The following is a 17,796-nucleotide window of genomic DNA, read 5'->3' on the forward strand; positions in this document are numbered from 1 at the left end:
TCAACCGCGCTTGGCCAGGGTTTGCAGCATGGCGTTGACCATCAGCGTAGACTGCTTGGCCGCTACCACCAGGAACTCGTCAAAGCTCATGTGCGACTCGCTGTCGGCGACGTCGGAAATGGCGCGCACCACCACGAACGGCGTGCCGAACAGATGGCAGACGTGGGCGATCGCCGCGGCTTCCATTTCCACGGCGGCGACGCGCGGGAAGGTGGCGCGGATGCGCGCCAGCGGCTCGGCGCCGTTGATGAAGGCGTCACCGCTGCAGATCAGGCCGCGCACCGCGTGCAGATCCAGCTGTTTGATGCAGCTTTCCGCCAGCGCGATCAGTGCGTCGTCGGCGACGAACGCCGCCGGGCAGCCGGCCATCTGGCCCGGCTCGTAGCCGAAGGCGGTGACGTCGGCGTCGTGGTAGCGCACTTCTTCGGACACCACGATGTCGCCCACGCGCAGCGTGCTGGCCAGGCCGCCGGCGGAGCCGGTATTGATCACCACGTCCGGGCTGCAGTGCTCCAGCAGCAGGGTGGTGCCCATGGCTGCGGAGACTTTGCCGATGCCGGATTTCAGCAGGGCCACTTCAACGCCGCCGATCTGGCCGGTGTAGATTTCGCAGCCCGCGCGCTGGATGGTTTGACGGTTTTCGATTTGATCGCGCAGCAGGGTGACTTCCTGCTCCATTGCGCCGATGATGCCTACTTTCATAAATAACACTCGCTGATTGGCCGTGAGAATTGCGGCATAGTCTATCATGGCTGTGTATCAGAGATAATGCGTTGCATCCGCCGCCGGGAATTGTTATCACGGGGGCAGGGCGCAACGGCGGAGAAACAGATGTCCGGGATCGACTTCAAGCAAAAAATCAGCTTCCAACGGCCTTTCAGCAAACCGATCGAGGCCGAGGAAGAGTACGACATCGTGCGGCAGTTCGAGAGCGATCGCGGGCGCATCGTCAACTCGGCCGCCATTCGCCGTTTGCAGCAAAAAACCCAGGTGTTTCCGCTGGAGCGCAACGCGGCGGTGCGCAGCCGCCTGACGCACTCGATGGAGGTGCAGCAGGTCGGGCGCCATATCGCCAAAGAGATCCTCAACCGCTTCAAACAGGCGGGTAAGATCGATGAATTCGGCCTGACCCGGCTGCTCGATCCGTTTGAAAGCATCGTGGAAATGGCCTGTCTGATGCACGATATCGGCAATCCGCCGTTCGGTCACTTCGGCGAGTCGGCGATCAACGACTGGTTCGCCCAGCGGCTCGATCCTGCCAGCTGCGGCAGCGAGCCGGGCAGTCACGATCGCTGCCAGGTCGCGTCGCTGCGGCTGCATGAAGGGGAGAGCGATCTGAACCGGCTGCGCAGCCGGATCCGTCAGGATCTCAGCCATTTCGAGGGCAACGCCCAGGCGATCCGCATGGTGTACAGCCTGCTGAAACTCAATCTGACCTACGCGCAGGTCGGCTGCATTTTGAAATACACCCGCCCGGCTTATTGGGCGGGCGACATCCCCGCCAGCCACAGCTATTTGATGAAAAAGCCCGGCTATTATCTGGCGGAAGAAGCCTTTGTCGATAGGCTGCGGCGCGAGCTGCACATGGGCGAGTTCGATCGTTTTCCGCTGACCTACATCATGGAGGCCGCCGACGATATCTCGTACTGCGTGGCCGATCTGGAAGACGCGGTGGAGAAGAGCATTTTCACCGTCGAGCAGCTGTATCAGCACCTGATTCAGGAGTGGGGCGAGGTGGCGCCGGGCGATCTGTTCGACAAGACCGTCGCCAGCGCGTTTCGCAAGATCGACCGCGGCGGCGCGCGGCGCAGCGCGGAAGATCAGTTCTTCATGTATCTGCGGGTGTTTACCGTGGCGCGGCTGGTGCCGCACGCGGCGCAGCGCTTTATCGACAATCTTGACGCGGTTTATCAGGGCAGTTTCAATCAGGCTCTGCTGGAAGATTCCAGCCCGGCCTATCAGCTGCTGAAAATATTTAAAAATGTGGCGTTCAAGCACGTGTTCAACCACCCGGAGGTCGAGCAGCTCGAGCTGCAAGGCTACCGGGTGATCAGCGGTCTGCTGGACATTTACAGCCCGCTGCTGGCGATGTCGCTGGCGGACTTCAGCCGGTTGGTGCGCGAGGACAGCCATCGCGCTTACCCGATCGAAACGCGCCTGTTCCACAAGCTGTCCACCAAGCATCGGCTGGCTTATGTGGAAGCGGTAGAAGGGCTGCAGCATTTATCGCCGGAGCAGCAAACCATTCGGGAATATTATTTCCGCGCGCGTTTATTGCAGGACTATATCAGCGGAATGACCGACCTTTATGCCTATGATGAATATCGTCGATTAATGGCGGCGGAATAATTAAGCGGAGGAATAATTATCAGCAATTCCAACCGGTTGGCTGTCTCGAGTTTTGTAAAGACGAACAATATTTGTTTACTATTGCCAATCATCTGTGCCGGAACTTCGGGCTATTAATTAACTCTGAATAAGCACGCAAGACAGCCATTCTTTTTTGAACGACTTTATAAGAGACACACAGATGAAAAAAACCGACATTAGTTCTGAGCGCACTGGCATTCAGCATCGGTATGGCGATGGGACCGGTTACGGCCAGCGCCGCTGAAACCGCGTCTTCCAGCACCCAGCAGTTGCCGAGCCTGGCGCCGATGCTGGAGAAGGTGATGCCTTCCGTCGTGAGCATTAACGTTGAGGGCAGCACCACGGTCAATACGCCGCGCATGCCGCAACAGTTCCAACAGTTCTTCGGTGAAGATTCGCCGTTCTGCCAGGACGGTTCACCGTTCCAGGGCTCGCCGATGTGTCAGGGCGCTGAACAGCCCGGACCGGATGGCCAGCAGCCGCAGGGCACGCAGCAGAAATTCCAGGCGCTGGGCGCCGGGGTGGTTATCGATGCCGCCAAGGGCTATGTGGTGACCAACAATCACGTGGTGGACAACGCCAACAAGATCCAGGTGCAGCTGAGCGACGGTCGTCGTTTCGACGCCAAAGTGATCGGCAAGGATCCGCGTTCCGACATCGCCCTGATCCAGCTGAAAGACTTCAAGAACCTGACGGCGATCAAGATGGCGGACTCCGATCAGCTGCGCGTCGGCGATTACACCGTGGCGATCGGCAACCCGTACGGGCTGGGTGAAACCGCCACCTCGGGCATCGTGTCCGCCCTGGGGCGCAGCGGCCTGAACATCGAAAACTACGAAAACTTTATCCAGACCGATGCGGCAATCAACCGCGGCAACTCCGGCGGCGCGCTGGTTAACCTGAACGGCGAGCTGATCGGCATCAACACCGCGATCCTGGCGCCGGACGGCGGCAACATCGGCATCGGCTTCGCCATTCCGAGCAATATGGTGAAAAACCTGACGGCGCAAATGGTCGAGTATGGCCAGGTGAAACGCGGCGAGCTGGGCATCATGGGCACCGAGCTGAACTCGGAGCTGGCCAAGGCGATGAAGGTCGACGCGCAGCGCGGCGCCTTCGTCAGCCAGGTAATGCCGAAATCTTCCGCCGCGAAGGCGGGCATCAAGGCCGGTGACGTGATCGTCACCATGAACGGCAAGGCCATCTCCAGCTTCGCCTCGTTCCGGGCAGAGATCGGCACGTTGCCGGTCGGCAGCAAGATGTCGCTGGGCATTATTCGCGACGGCAAGCCGGTAACGATTGACGTCACGCTGGAGCAAAGCGCGCAGACCCAGGTGGCCTCGGGCAATATCTACACCGGCATTGAAGGTGCCGAGCTGAGCAATACCCAGGTCGGCAACGTGAAAGGCGTTAAGGTCGACAGCGTGAAAGCCGGCAGCGCCGCCGCACGCATCGGCCTGAAAAAGGGCGACGTGATCCTGGGCGTGAACCAACAACCGATCCAGAACCTGGGCGAGCTGCGTAAAATCCTCGACAGCAAACCGTCGGTGCTGGCGTTGAATATTCAGCGCGGCGATAGCCAGCTGTACCTGCTGGCGCAGTGATAAACGTCAGGCGCTAAAAGCAACAAAGGCACGCTACGGCGTGCCTTTTTGCATTATGGCCTGAGGATTCAGGCCGGTTGCGCCAGATGCGCGCGCGCCGCGTGGATCACCAGTTCAATCTCATCCAACAGCTCCAGCCACTCCGGCTCCAGCTCGTCGTTGGTGATGCCCTGGCGCAGCTGCCGCTCGAGGTAGAAACACAGCTGCTTGAGGCGCGGCACGCCGCTGTAGCTGCAGCTGCCGTGTAGCTTATGGACCAGGTCGAGGATCTCGTCGTCGTGTTGCCCCTCGAGCAGCGCCTGCACCCGTTCGCGCACCTGCGGCAGGAAATCGAGCAGCATTTGCAGCAGATCGCGCGCCAGATCCGGCTTATTGGCCGCCTGGCGCAGCGCCAGCGGCCAGTCGAGCGACAGCGGGGCATCGTCGGCGACGGCGCTTTCCACGTCGCCGCTGTGGTAACGCGACAGCACGCGGGTCAGCATTTTCTCGTCGATCGGCTTGGCCAGGTAGTCGTCCATCCCCGCCTGCAGCAGATGCTCGCGTTCGCCGCTGGCGGCATGGGCAGTGACGGCGACGATCGGCGTGGAGTTGTGGTGCGGCAGTTGGCGGATCAGTTCGCTGGCGTGAATGCCGTCCATCTTCGGCATTTGAATATCCATCAGGATCAGATCCAGCACGTTGTTGCGCGCCAGCGCCAGCGCTTCCTCACCGCTCTCGCACAGCAGCGTTTTTTCCACCTGTTCGCCCAGCAGCGTGCCGATCAGCTTCAGGTTGGCCGGGTTGTCGTCGACCGCCATCACCGTCAGCGGCAGACGTTTACGCTCAGGCGGGGCGGCGAGCCGATCGGGCGTTTCCATTCTCAGCAGCGGGAACAGACGCGTGCTGGTGATAGGCTTGATCAGGCAGCCGAGCGCGCCTTGTTGCTTAAGCAGCTCGGCGTCGATCTGCGCCTGGCACGGCAGCGCCAGAATGACCCGATCGGCCAGCTTCAGCGAGGCCAACAATTTGTCCTGATGCTGCGCCATGTTGTCGCGGAACGGGATCGGCACGCCGGCCAGCAGGAAATCGTAATGGCCTGACGGCAGTTGGCCCAGCGTCGGCGAGTGGGTGATCACCAGCTGCGTGACGCTGAGCATGTTGAGCGTCGCCTGTGCCGCCGTCGGGTTGGACTCGATATAGGCGAGCGTTTTGCCGTTCAGATCCGGCAGGTTCGGCGCCAGCGACAGCATGCCCTCGTTCAGATCCAGCGTGATGTGGAACCAGAAGGTCGAGCCGCGATTCAGCTGGCTGTGGAAGCAGATGTCGCCGCCCATTTCCTTCACCAGCTTTTGCGTGATCACCAACCCCAGCCCGGTGCCGCCGTGGCGGCGGGAGATGCTGGCGTCCGCCTGGCGGAACGCCTGGAACAGCTGCGACTGCTGGCGTTCGGAGATGCCGATGCCGGTGTCGTGGATTTGCACTTCCACTTCCACCCGGCGCTCCAGCTGTTTGCGCAGCTCGACGCGAATATCGATATTGCCGGTTTCGGTGAACTTGATGGCGTTGCCCAGCAGGTTGGTGATGATTTGCTGCAGGCGCAGCGAGTCGCCGATCACCTGCTCCGGCACATCGTTGTGCACATCCAGCGTCAGCTCCAACCCTTTGTCGTGGGCGCTGGGGGCCAGCAGCACCACCACTTCGTCCAGCGTTTCGCGCAGGGCGAACGGAATATGCTCCAGCACCAGTTTGCCGGCCTCCAGCTTGGAGAAGTCCAGCACGTCATTGATGATGGTCAGCAGGTTGTTGGCCGAGCGCTCGATGGTCTGCAAATAGTCGGTTTGGGTCGCGCTCAGATCGGTTTTCAGCATCTGGCGGGTAAAACCGATCACGCCGTTGAGCGGGGTACGCAGCTCGTGTGACATGTTGGCCAGGAATTCGGACTTGATGCGCGCCGCCTCCTGCGCGCGTTTTTTCGCCAGATCCAGTTCGACGTTCTGGATCTCCATCTGCTCCAGCGTTTCACGCAGGTCAGACGTGGCTTGATCGATGTTCTGCTGCATCTCTTCGTGATAGGCGGTGAGCGACATCGCCATCGAGTTGATGCCGTTCTTCAGCATGTGCAGCTCGCCGAGCATGTAGCCTTCCACGCGGCTGTCGAGCTGGCCGCGGCGGATGCGATCGACGGTGTTCACCATGTTGCGGATCGGGCCGGTCACGTCGCGCATCAGGCGGTAAGCGAACAGGATGGCGATGCACATGCACAGCAGCAGCAGCAGGGTGGAGACGAACACCTCTTTATACTGCTGCAGCCGCACCGACTGCAGATCCAGCTCGATCGCCACATAGCCCAGGTTGTTGTCGGGGTGGCTGCCGCCGTCGGCGGTTTCATCCGGATACTGATTTTCCGACAGGATCGGCGTGCGCAGGATCAGCGAATCGCCGCGCCGGGTGAGCATCAGTTCGGTGGGCAACGGCACGCCTTTCGGCAACTGCAGCTGGGCGAAGTTGTGGTGATAATTGGAGGTGACGAACAGGTTGTTCTGCGCATCGAACACGGTGATCGAACGCACGATGTCCGAATGGCGGCGGTGCAGCAGGCTGACCAGTTGCCTGACCGATTCGCGGCTGCGGAACGTCATGCCGTACTCGCTGGCTACCGCCAGCGGCTCGATGATGCTGGCGCCGGCGTCGACCAATTGCTCCTGCAGCTCGTTATAGCGGTGCACCACGAAGAAGGTGCTGAGCAGCAAACCAATCAGCAAGGTCGGGGCCAGAATCAGGATCATCATGCGCGCACGCAGGCTGTATTTGGTCATGGGATTCCAATGTGGGAGAATTGACAGCTGACACTAGCTTAATGAACCAGCACACAATCGACAAATATGGCGCAATTCTACTCTCCCAAACGCCGCGTGACGACCCGGCAGAGCTCACAAATCTTCACCGTGACGGTGAGCGATCTCGATCCTTTCGGCCAGGGCGTGGCGCGCCACGACGGCAAAGCGGTGTTCGTGCCGGGCGTATTGCCGGGCGAGCAGGCGGAAATCCAGCTGACCGAAGACAAGCGCCAGTTCGCCAAAGGCAAGCTCAAGCGCCTGCTGAGCCGCAGCCCGCAGCGGGTGGAGCCGCGCTGCCCGCATTTCGGCGTGTGCGGCGGCTGCCAGCAGCAACATGCGGATGAGGCGCTGCAACAGCAGAGCAAGGCGGCGGCGCTGGTGCGCATGATCGCCCGCGAAACCGGAGTAACCCCGCAACAGGAACCGGTGATCGCCGGCCCGGAATACGGCTATCGCCGCCGCGCCCGTCTGAGCCTGGCGTGGCAGCCGAAGCTGCAGCGCCTGATGATGGGGTTTCGACAGGCGGCCTCCAGCGAGCTGGTGGCGGTGGAGCACTGCCCGGTGCTGCGCCCGGAGCTGGAACAGCTGCTGGCGCCGGTGCGCGCCTGCCTGAGCGGGCTGCAGGCGGTGCGGCGGCTGGGGCATGTGGAGCTGGTGCTGGCGGATAACGGTCCGCTGCTGGTGCTGCGCCATCTCGATGCCCTGAAAGAGGCGGATCGCCAGGCGCTGTTGGCGTTTGGCGAGCGGGAAAAGGTCGCCGTTTATCTGGCGCCTGACAGCGATCGGGTGGAAAAACTGTGCGGTGAAACGCCGTATTATCAGGTTGACGGGCTACGCTTAGACTTCAGTCCGCGCGACTTTATTCAGGTCAATGACGCCGTAAACCAACAAATGGTGGCGCAGGCCCTTGAATGGCTCGACATTCAACCCAATGATCGGGTGCTGGACCTGTTCTGCGGCATGGGGAATTTCACCCTGCCGCTGGCGCGCCGCGCCGCTGCGGTGGTGGGCATCGAAGGTGTTGCCACGCTGATAGCGAATGGGCAATATAATGCACATAAGAATAAGCTGAATAATGCGTCGTTCTTCCATGAGAATCTGGAGGACGACGTTGAGCGGCAACCTTGGGCAGCACAAGGGTTTGATAAGGTGATGCTGGATCCCGCCCGCGCCGGTGCGGCCGGGGTGATGTCACACATTGTAAAACTGGCGCCGGCGCGGGTGGTGTATGTTTCCTGTAACCCCACCACGCTGGCTCGCGACAGCAAAGTGCTGTTGAACGCCGGTTATCGTCTTGCGCGCGTGCGGATGTTGGATATGTTTCCGCACACGGGGCATCTTGAATCAATGGCGCTGTTTATCAACGAGCGCGCGCCAGAGGTCGCTGCAAAGTAGGGAGAAGTTATGGTTGCGGTAAGAAGTGCACATCTGAATACGGCGGGTGAGTTCGCTCTCGATGAGTGGATCGCCGGCTTGGGGCTACCCAACCCGCAGTCATGTGAGCGATTGGCCGCAACCTGGCGTTATTGTGAGCAGCAGACCCAAAACCATCCCGACGCCTCGCTGCTGTTGTGGCGCGGCCTGGAGATGGTGGAAATCCTCTCGACGCTGAGCATGGACAACGACAGCATGCGCGCCGCGCTGCTGTTCCCGCTGGTGGATGCCGGCATCGTGCAGGAAGAGGTCCTGACGGAAACGTTCGGCAAGGGCATCGTCGCCCTGGTGCATGGCGTGCGGGACATGGACGCCATTCGCCAACTGAAAGCCACCCAAAACGATTCGATGGCCTCCGAACAGGTCGATAACGTGCGCCGCATGCTGCTGGCGATGGTGGAGGATTTCCGCTGCGTCGTCATCAAGCTGGCGGAGCGCATCGCTCACCTGCGCGAGGTGAAAGACGCGCCGGAAGACGAACGCGTGCTGGCGGCGAAAGAGTGTTCCAACATCTATGCGCCGTTGGCTAACCGGCTCGGCATCGGCCAGCTGAAGTGGGAGCTGGAGGATTTCTGCTTCCGCTACCTGCACCCGGAAGAATACAAGCGCATCGCCAAGCTGCTGCATGAGCGCCGCATCGATCGCGAACAGTTCATCGACGATTTCGTCGCCGGGCTGCGCGACGAGATGGCCAAAGAAGGCATTCGGGTGGAGATCTACGGCCGGCCGAAACACATCTACAGCATCTGGCGCAAGATGCAGAAAAAGCACCTGGCGTTCGACGAACTGTTCGACGTGCGCGCGGTGCGCATCGTGGCGGAGCGTCTGCAGGATTGCTATGCGGCATTGGGCATCGTGCATACCCACTTCCGCCATCTGCCGGATGAGTTCGACGACTACGTCGCCAACCCCAAACCCAACGGCTACCAGTCGATCCACACCGTGGTGCTGGGGCCGCGCGGCAAAACCGTCGAGATTCAGATCCGCACCCGGCAAATGCACGAAGACGCCGAACTGGGGGTGGCCGCGCACTGGAAGTACAAAGAGGGCGCGGGGGTTACCGTGCGCTCCGGCTATGAAGAGCGCATCGCCTGGCTGCGTAAGCTGATCGCCTGGCAGGAAGAGATGGCGGACTCCGGCGAGATGCTCGACGAAGTGCGCAGCCAGGTGTTCGACGATCGGGTCTATGTCTTTACCCCGAAAGGCGACGTGGTCGATCTGCCGGCCGGCTCCACGCCGCTCGATTTCGCCTACCACATTCACAGCGACGTTGGTCACCGCTGCATCGGCGCCAAGATCGGCGGCCGCATCGTGCCGTTTACCTATCAGCTGAAGATGGGCGATCAGATTGAGATCATCACCCAGAAACAGCCGAACCCAAGCCGCGACTGGCTGAACCCGAACCTGGGCTACGTGACCACCAGCCGCGGGCGCTCGAAGATCCACAACTGGTTCCGCAAGCAGGATCGCGACAAGAACATTCTTGCCGGCCGCCAGATGCTGGACAACGAACTGGAACACCTCGGCATCAGCCTGAAAGAGGCCGAGAAGCTGCTGATCCCGCGCTACAACATGAACTCGCTGGACGAGGTGCTGGCGGCGATCGGCGGCGGGGACATTCGCCTGAACCAGATGGTGAATTACCTGCAGGGCAAGTTCAACAAGCCGAGCGCCGAAGAGCAGGATCGCGAGGCGCTGCGCCAGCTGGTGCAGCAGAAAGCGCCGCCGCCGGCCCGCAACAAGGATAACGGCCGCGTGGTGGTGGAGGGCGTGGGCAACCTGATGCACCACATCGCCCGCTGCTGCCAACCGATCCCGGGCGACGACATCGTCGGCTTTATCACCCAGGGGCGCGGCATCTCGATCCACCGTGCGGACTGCGATCAGCTGGCCGATTTGCAATCGCATGCGCCGGAGCGCATCGTCGATGCGGTGTGGGGCGAAAGCTACTCCAGCGGTTATTCGCTGGTGGTGCGCGTGATGGCCAACGATCGCAGCGGGCTGCTGCGCGATATCACCACCATTCTGGCCAACGAAAAGGTCAACGTGCTGGGCGTCGCCAGCCGCAGCGATACCAAGAAGCAGTTGGCCACCATCGATATGGACATCGAAATTTATAACCAGCAGGTGCTGGGCCGGGTGCTGGCGAAGCTGAACCAGCTGCCGGACGTGATAGACGCCAAGCGTCTGCACGGCAACTAACTCCTGCGCCTTTCGGGCCGCATCCGAGGTCGATGCGGCCCGAACTCCATCAGTTCCGGCGGACATGTCCGTGCGCCCCCATTTTCTCAGAGATTTTTTATGACCCAATCCACTTCGTTGCAGCGCCTGCTGAACATCATGAAAACGCTGCGCGACCCGCAGAACGGTTGCTCATGGGACCGTAAGCAAACCTTCGCCACCATCGCGCCCTACACGCTGGAAGAGACTTACGAAGTGCTGGACGCCATCGAACGGCAGGACTACGCCGATCTGCGCGACGAACTGGGCGACTTGCTGTTTCAGGTAGTGTTCTACGCTCAGATGGGGCAGGAACAGGGGCTGTTCGATTTTGATGAGGTGTGCACCGCCATCAGCGACAAGCTGGAGCGCCGTCATCCGCACATCTTCGGCGACGCCGAAGGCGGAGACAGCGAAGCCGTGGCGGCGCGCTGGGAGCAGCTCAAGGCCGGCGAGCGCGCCGAAAAAGCGCTGCACTCGGTGCTGGACGACATTCCGCAGGCGTTGCCGGCGTTGATGAAGGCGCACAAGATCCAAAAACGGTGCGCCTCGGTCGGCTTCGACTGGAACACGCTGGGCCCGGTGCTGGACAAAGTGTATGAAGAGATCGACGAAGTGATGCACGAAGCCCGCCAGGCGGTGGTCGATGAGAGCAAGCTGGAAGAGGAGATCGGCGATCTGCTGTTCGCCACGGTGAACCTCTCGCGCCATTTGGGCCACAAGGCCGAGAACGCATTGCAGGCGGCCAACCGCAAGTTCGAACGCCGCTTCCGCGAGGTGGAGGCGATCGTCAAGCAACGCGGGCTACGCTTGGAAGACGCCACGCTGGAGCAGATGGAAGACGCCTGGCAGCAGGTGAAACGCCAGGAAAGTTGAATCGCTGCAACGACAATGTTGAATGTTGATCACAAACAAGGTTCACTCAGGCTGAAACGGTTAAGCTTACGGTCAGGTCACAGGCGCAGGGCTGCCGTCGGCAGCAAAAGGCCAACAAACTGAAATCTAAGGTGTTTTATCGCTCGAGAGGGGCGGTAAAAAGAAATTTTCTCCGCTAACTCTTTGTATTTCCTGGAGGGTTTTGGGCGCGCCGGCGGAGTAAACCCTGATGAACACGGGAGGGCGGCCGAGATGATGGACAGCAAAACGATCGTTTGTAGGTCAGGAGAGGTTCGGGTATACTACTTTCCCGTCCTGGTTCTTCCATCGTCTTTAAACCTAAACTCTCAGGTTCAGCATGACAACTAATTATATTTTTGTGACCGGCGGGGTCGTATCCTCTCTGGGTAAAGGCATTGCCGCAGCCTCTCTGGCGGCTATTCTTGAAGCCCGTGGCCTCAACGTTACCATCATGAAACTGGACCCGTACATCAACGTGGATCCGGGCACCATGAGCCCGATTCAGCATGGGGAAGTTTTCGTCACCGAAGACGGCGCAGAAACCGATCTGGATTTGGGTCACTACGAGCGCTTCATCCGCACCAAAATGTCGCGTCGCAACAACTTCACCACCGGCCGCATCTACTCCGACGTGCTGCGTAAAGAACGCCGCGGCGACTATCTGGGCGCGACCGTGCAGGTCATTCCGCACATCACCAACGCGATCAAAGAACGCATCATCGAAGGCGGCGAAGGCCACGATGTGGTGTTGGTGGAAATCGGCGGCACCGTCGGCGATATCGAATCGCTGCCGTTCCTCGAAGCCATCCGTCAGATGGCGGTGGAAGTGGGCCGCGAGCACACCCTGTACATGCACCTGACGCTGGTGCCGTACATGGCGGCGGCGGGCGAAGTGAAAACCAAGCCGACCCAGCATTCCGTAAAAGAGCTGCTTTCCATCGGTATTCAGCCTGATGTGCTGATTTGCCGTTCCGACCGCGCGGTTCCTGCTAACGAACGCGCGAAAATCGCGCTTTTCTGCAACGTGCCGGAAAAAGCGGTTATCTCTCTGAAAGACGTTGATTCTATTTATAAAATCCCAGGCCTATTGAAATCTCAGGGGCTGGACGATTATATTTGTAAACGATTCAGCCTGAACGCGCCGGAAGCCAACCTGGCCGAATGGGAACAGGTGATCTACGAAGAAGCCAATCCGGGCGGCGAAGTGACCATCGGTATGGTCGGCAAATACGTTGAGTTGCCGGACGCCTACAAGTCGGTGATCGAAGCGCTGAAGCACGGCGGGCTGAAAAACCGTCTGACCGTGAACATCAAGCTGATCGACTCGCAGGACGTGGAAACCCGCGGCGTGGAAGTGCTGAAAGGGCTGGACGCGATCCTAATCCCGGGCGGCTTCGGCTACCGCGGCGTGGAAGGCAAAGTGATGACCGCACGCTATGCGCGCGAGAACAACATTCCTTACCTGGGCATTTGCCTGGGCATGCAGGTGGCGTTGATGGAGTTCGCTCGCAACGTGGCGGGGATGGAGAACGCCAACTCCACCGAGTTTATGCCAGACTGTAAGTACCCGGTGGTGGCGTTGATCACCGAATGGCGCGATGAAGACGGCAACGTCGAAGTGCGCAGCGAAGAAAGCGATTTGGGCGGCACGATGCGCGTAGGTGGCCAACAGTGCAACCTGAGCGACAACAGCCTGGTGCGTCAGCTGTATGGCGAACCGACCATTGTCGAGCGTCATCGTCACCGTTACGAAGTTAACAACATGCTGTTGAAGCAGATCGAAGCCGCAGGGCTGCGTGTCGCCGGTCGTTCCGCCGACAACAAGCTGGTCGAGATCATTGAACTGCCGAATCACCCGTGGTTTGTGGCCTGTCAATTCCACCCGGAATTTACATCGACGCCGCGTGATGGGCATCCGCTGTTCGCCGGCTTCGTGAAAGCCGCAGGCGAGCATCAGAAGCGCCAGGTGAAATAAAATATTTGGTAGGCGGCGCGCGGTGAAAACCGCGCGCTGTTTGTCTGGAGTTTTAGTTTAACTTGTACTGAGGAAAACCTAATGTCCAAAATCGTTAAAGTCATCGGTCGTGAAATCATCGACTCCCGCGGTAACCCGACTGTTGAAGCCGAAGTTCATCTGGAAGGCGGTTTCGTCGGCCTGGCTGCTGCGCCGTCAGGTGCTTCTACCGGTTCCCGCGAAGCGCTGGAACTGCGTGACGGTGACAAGTCTCGTTTCCTGGGTAAAGGCGTACTGAAAGCCGTTGCTGCAGTAAACGGTCCGATTGCTCAGGCAGTACTGGGTAAAGATGCCAAAGACCAGGCGAACATCGACAAGATCATGATCGAGCTGGACGGCACCGAAAACAAATCCAACTTCGGCGCCAACGCCATTCTGGCGGTTTCCCTGGCAGCAGCGAAAGCGGCCGCAGCCTCTAAAGGCATGCCGCTGTACGAGCACATCGCTGAACTGAACGGCACCCCAGGCAAATTCTCCATGCCACTGCCGATGATGAACATCATCAACGGCGGCGAGCACGCTGACAACAACGTCGACATTCAGGAATTCATGATTCAGCCGGTTGGCGCGAAGACCCTGAAAGAAGCGGTGCGCATCGGTTCCGAAGTGTTCCACCACCTGGCGAAAGTTCTGAAAGCCAAAGGCATGAACACCGCCGTGGGCGACGAAGGCGGCTATGCGCCAAACCTGGGCTCCAACGCCGAAGCGCTGGCGGTTATCGCTGAAGCGGTAAAAGCGGCGGGCTACGAGCTGGGCAAAGACGTCACTCTGGCGATGGACTGCGCGGCTTCCGAATTCTACAAAGACGGTAAATACGTGCTGGCCGGCGAAGGCAACAAAGCCTTCACTTCCGAAGAGTTCACTCACTTCCTGGAAGAGCTGACCAAACAGTACCCAATCGTGTCTATCGAAGACGGCCTGGATGAATCTGACTGGGCGGGCTTCGCTTACCAGACCAAAGTGCTGGGCGACAAAATTCAGCTGGTGGGCGACGACCTGTTCGTGACCAACACCAAGATCCTGAAAGAAGGCATCGAGAAAGGCATCGCTAACTCCATCCTGATCAAATTCAACCAGATCGGTTCTCTGACCGAAACGCTGGCGGCTATCAAGATGGCGAAAGACGCCGGCTACACCGCGGTGATCTCTCACCGTTCCGGTGAAACCGAAGACGCAACCATCGCCGACCTGGCGGTAGGTACTGCAGCTGGCCAGATCAAAACCGGTTCCATGAGCCGTTCTGACCGCGTTGCCAAGTACAACCAACTGATCCGCATCGAAGAAGCGCTGGGTGACCGTGCGCCGTTCAACGGCCTGAAAGAAGTTAAAGGCCAGTAAGTTCGACCGATTCGGTTGCTAAATAAAAACCCGCCGCGGCGGGTTTTTTTATGGCTGACGTCCCGATGTTAACCCTGTTTTATTTATTAATAATCGCTGCGTTTACCCTAATAAATTTATTGTGCAGTTTTCTTGCCGGTTTTTATATTCCGTTTTTATTTGCTTTATAATTATTCGTTACTAGACTGCCAATAAGGCGGCGTTATTTTTTTCTTGCCGTTAAATATCGCCATCATCGTAATGCGTTCTTTCATACTGCCGGGTTTCGGCTGGGGGAGGGCCAGATGCGACAGCGAGTCGTCATTGTCGGCGGTGGAACCGGCGGCACCATGCTAGCCAATCTGCTGGCCGTGAAATTGCACTGGGAAATTCTCAATAATAAAGTTGAGTTATTAATGATTTCGGATTCGCCGCTGCATTATTACAAGCCGGCGTTTATGTATGTTGCATTCAATAATTTTTTCAAGCAGGAGCTCACGCGTTCACAGCGGAGTTTATTGCGGCCGGAAATACAGTTTGTCGTCGATAAAGCGGAATCTTTTGATTTAAAACAGCGGTATATCATTACGCAAAGCGGCAAGCATTATCCGTATGACTTCCTGGTTTTCGCCACCGGCTGCGTGCCCTGGCCGGAGCGCATCGAAGGGTTGGCGCAGGCGGGCGATCATTTCTACCAGTATCAGGCCGCGCGACGGTTGGCGCATAAGCTGGCGACGATCGAGAAAGGCCGCATTTTCATCACCGTGTCCTTCCCTGAAACGCCTAATGTGCCCCATCAGTGCGGCATCGCGCCGATTGAAACCACCCTGATGCTGGACGACTACCTGCGGCGGCGCGGCGTGCGCAAGGCGGTGGAGATCGTTTATACCTACCCAACCATTTCTCAACTGCTGCGCAACTGTCTGTTTTTACAGCGCCCGACCGGTGAAGCGCTACCCGCCATTTTTGCCGCGCGCGACATTCGCCACCAGCGTGGTTTTACCCTCAGCCGGGTGGACGCTCAGCGCAACATCGCCTATTCCGCCGAAGGGGAAGAACAGCCGTTCGACATTCTGATGGCGACGCCGCCCATCCGTGCAGTGGAGGCGGTGCGCAATACCGGGTTGAGCGAGAGCCAAAACGGCGAAGGCTGGCTGCCGACCGATCATCAAACGCTGCAGGTCTACGGCCAGCAGGGGGTGTATGTCATAGGCGATACCGTGGATTTGCCGGTCAGCAAGGCAGGTGGCTCTTGCCATAATCAGGCGCCGGTCATTGCCGACAACATCGTGGCGGAAATGCGGCTGGGCCAAACCGTGAGCCATTATGACGGCAAGGTGCAGGCGGTCGCGCAAATGGGGCTGAATGCCGGCATGCCGCTGGTGTACGACTACCGTCACGACGTGCTGCCGACGCCCGCCACCAAGGCGGGCGGCATGCTGCGCAACGGGTTCAACCGCGGCCTTTACTGGGCCACGGTAAGGGGGCTGATATGACGGAAAGCACGGTGCACGCGGCGGACCTGCAATCATTGGCGGCGTTGCTCGAGAAACTGCAGCCGCTGCTGGCGGGCGGCCGTTTGGATAACGTGATCGATCTGTTGTCGCTGCTGTCGGACGTGGTGGACATCGCCGACAACGCGCTGGTGGAGAAACTGGCCGGCGTCTTTGAAGGTTTGGTGACCATCGGTTGGGAAGGCGGAACGGCGCTGCAGATGGCGCACAGCGAGCTGCAATTGAATCCTCCGCCGGCCAGTTTTCGCGCGCTGTACGCCTTGCTGAAGCAGCCGGATACCCTGCTGGGGTTGACGCTGCTGCTGCGTACTTTACAAATCATCGGCCAGCGCACGCGAGACAGCGCATTGCCGCCGGCCCTTTCGGATGAATCAAAAAATTAAGCTTCACCCACTCAGGTAAGGAGTTGTGTTATGTCCGCTACAGCAGTTGGCCACGACTTTGCCACCCGGGCTATTCATTACGGCTACGATCCGCAGCGGTATCAGGGGGCACTGTCTCCGCCGGTGTTTATGAGCTCTACGTTTGCTTTCCCCACTGCGGAATACGGCGGCGCCTGCTTTGCCGGCACCGAGCCGGGGTACTTTTACTCGCGCATCGCCAATCCGACGTTAAACCTGCTCGAGCAACGCGTCGCCAACCTGGAGGAGGGGGAGGCGGCGGTGGCGTTCGCTTCCGGCATGGGGGCGATCACCGCCTGTTGCTGGACGCTGCTCAGACCGGGCGATGAGCTGATTGTCGACGAAACCGTGTATGGTTGCACCTTCAGCTACTTTCATCATGGCCTGGCGCGCTTTGGCGTCAAGATAACCCACGTTGATCTGACCCGGCCGGAGCGGCTGGCGGCGGCCATTGGACCGCGTACCCGCCTGGTGTATTGCGAAACGCCGGCCAATCCCAATATGCGTTTGATCGATATCGCCGCCGTGGCGGAGATTGCCCATCGGCATCAGGCGCTGTTGCTGGTGGACAACACCTATTGCACGCCCTATCTGCAGCGGCCTTTGGCGCTAGGCGCCGATATCGTGGTGCACTCGGCGACCAAGTACCTCGGCGGACACGGCGATCTCCTGGCCGGAATAGCGGTGACGCGTCAGGCGTTGGCCGAAGCGATCCGTCTGGAGGGGCTAAAGGACATGACCGGGGCGGTACTGTCGGCACAGGATGCTGCGCTGGTGCTGCGCGGGATGAAAACCCTGCCGCTGCGCATGGATCGTCATTGCGATAACGCGCAGCGCCTGGCGGAGATGTTGGCGGAGCATCCGGCGGTCGAGCGGGTATATTACCCCGGCCTGGCGAACTTCCCGCAGCATGCGTTGGCGCAGCGGCAAATGGCGCGCCCCGGCGGCATGCTGGCGTTTGAGCTGCGGGGCGGCCTGCGTGCGGGCATTCGTTTCCTCAACGCGCTGCAGCTCATCTTGCGCGCGGTCAGCCTGGGCGATTGCGAAAGCCTGGCGCAGCACCCGGCCAGCATGACGCACTCGGCCTACACGCCGGAAGAGCGGAAACGGCATCACATCAGCGAGGGGCTGGTGCGGTTGTCCGCCGGGCTGGAGGCGTTTGACGATCTGCAGGCGGATATCCTGCAGGCGTTGGCGCAGGCGCAATAA

At 59.7% G+C, this 17,796-nt stretch carries 11 protein-coding genes and 1 pseudogene; 10 read left to right on the plus strand and 2 right to left on the minus strand.

Annotated features, from left to right (window positions below; all coding sequences use genetic code 11):
* On the minus strand, positions 1–702 hold the full coding sequence (gene mtnN / locus SERRSCBI_RS03620) for a 5'-methylthioadenosine/S-adenosylhomocysteine nucleosidase (protein ID WP_019455094.1): 702 nt from the start codon (positions 700–702) through the stop codon (positions 1–3).
* Positions 703–831: 129 nt separating this feature from the next.
* On the opposite strand from mtnN, the gene dgt reads away from it, so the two are divergent.
* Positions 832–2,349 (plus strand): dGTPase, encoded by a 1,518-nt coding sequence (dgt, locus tag SERRSCBI_RS03625; protein WP_033651661.1) that lies wholly within the window; start codon positions 832–834, stop codon positions 2,347–2,349.
* Between the two features lie 185 nt (positions 2,350–2,534).
* A pseudogene (gene degP, locus SERRSCBI_RS03630) lies at positions 2,535–3,974 on the plus strand (serine endoprotease DegP); the annotation flags it as partial.
* Positions 3,975–4,042: 68 nt separating this feature from the next.
* Here the strand turns inward: degP and barA are convergent.
* The gene (gene barA / locus SERRSCBI_RS03635; RefSeq protein ID WP_033641870.1) at positions 4,043–6,769 is read right to left on the minus strand and encodes a two-component sensor histidine kinase BarA; all 2,727 of its coding nucleotides are present in this window, start codon (positions 6,767–6,769) and stop codon (positions 4,043–4,045) included.
* 66 nt (positions 6,770–6,835) lie between these two features.
* On the opposite strand from barA, the gene rlmD reads away from it, so the two are divergent.
* From rlmD to SERRSCBI_RS03675, 8 genes are all read left to right on the plus strand, one after another.
* Positions 6,836–8,185: a 23S rRNA (uracil(1939)-C(5))-methyltransferase RlmD gene (rlmD, locus tag SERRSCBI_RS03640; RefSeq protein ID WP_042783696.1), complete on the plus strand. Its 1,350-nt coding sequence runs from the start codon at positions 6,836–6,838 to the stop codon at positions 8,183–8,185.
* 9 nt (positions 8,186–8,194) lie between these two features.
* Positions 8,195–10,426, plus strand: coding sequence for a GTP diphosphokinase (gene relA, locus SERRSCBI_RS03645; protein ID WP_033651658.1), 2,232 nt, complete (start codon positions 8,195–8,197; stop codon positions 10,424–10,426).
* 99 nt (positions 10,427–10,525) lie between these two features.
* Positions 10,526–11,320 (plus strand): nucleoside triphosphate pyrophosphohydrolase, encoded by a 795-nt coding sequence (mazG, locus tag SERRSCBI_RS03650; RefSeq protein WP_033641873.1) that lies wholly within the window; start codon positions 10,526–10,528, stop codon positions 11,318–11,320.
* Positions 11,321–11,678: 358 nt separating this feature from the next.
* Positions 11,679–13,316, plus strand: coding sequence for a glutamine hydrolyzing CTP synthase (gene pyrG / locus SERRSCBI_RS03655; RefSeq protein ID WP_004932674.1), 1,638 nt, complete (start codon positions 11,679–11,681; stop codon positions 13,314–13,316).
* An 81-nt stretch (positions 13,317–13,397) separates the two neighbouring features.
* Complete coding sequence (eno, locus tag SERRSCBI_RS03660) at positions 13,398–14,693, plus strand: phosphopyruvate hydratase (protein ID WP_004932670.1); 1,296 nt, start codon at positions 13,398–13,400, stop codon at positions 14,691–14,693.
* Between the two features lie 284 nt (positions 14,694–14,977).
* Positions 14,978–16,168: an FAD/NAD(P)-binding oxidoreductase gene (locus SERRSCBI_RS03665; protein ID WP_042783697.1), complete on the plus strand. Its 1,191-nt coding sequence runs from the start codon at positions 14,978–14,980 to the stop codon at positions 16,166–16,168.
* Complete coding sequence (locus SERRSCBI_RS03670; RefSeq protein WP_080273363.1) at positions 16,165–16,569, plus strand: hypothetical protein; 405 nt, start codon at positions 16,165–16,167, stop codon at positions 16,567–16,569. Before SERRSCBI_RS03665 ends, SERRSCBI_RS03670 begins: the two co-directional genes overlap by 4 nt.
* Before the next feature lie 30 nt (positions 16,570–16,599).
* Positions 16,600–17,796, plus strand: coding sequence for a methionine gamma-lyase (locus tag SERRSCBI_RS03675; RefSeq protein WP_042783698.1), 1,197 nt, complete (start codon positions 16,600–16,602; stop codon positions 17,794–17,796).

Origin of the sequence: Serratia sp. SCBI (assembly GCF_000747565.1) — a bacterium.
Classification (GTDB): Bacteria; Pseudomonadota; Gammaproteobacteria; order Enterobacterales; family Enterobacteriaceae; genus Serratia; species Serratia ureilytica.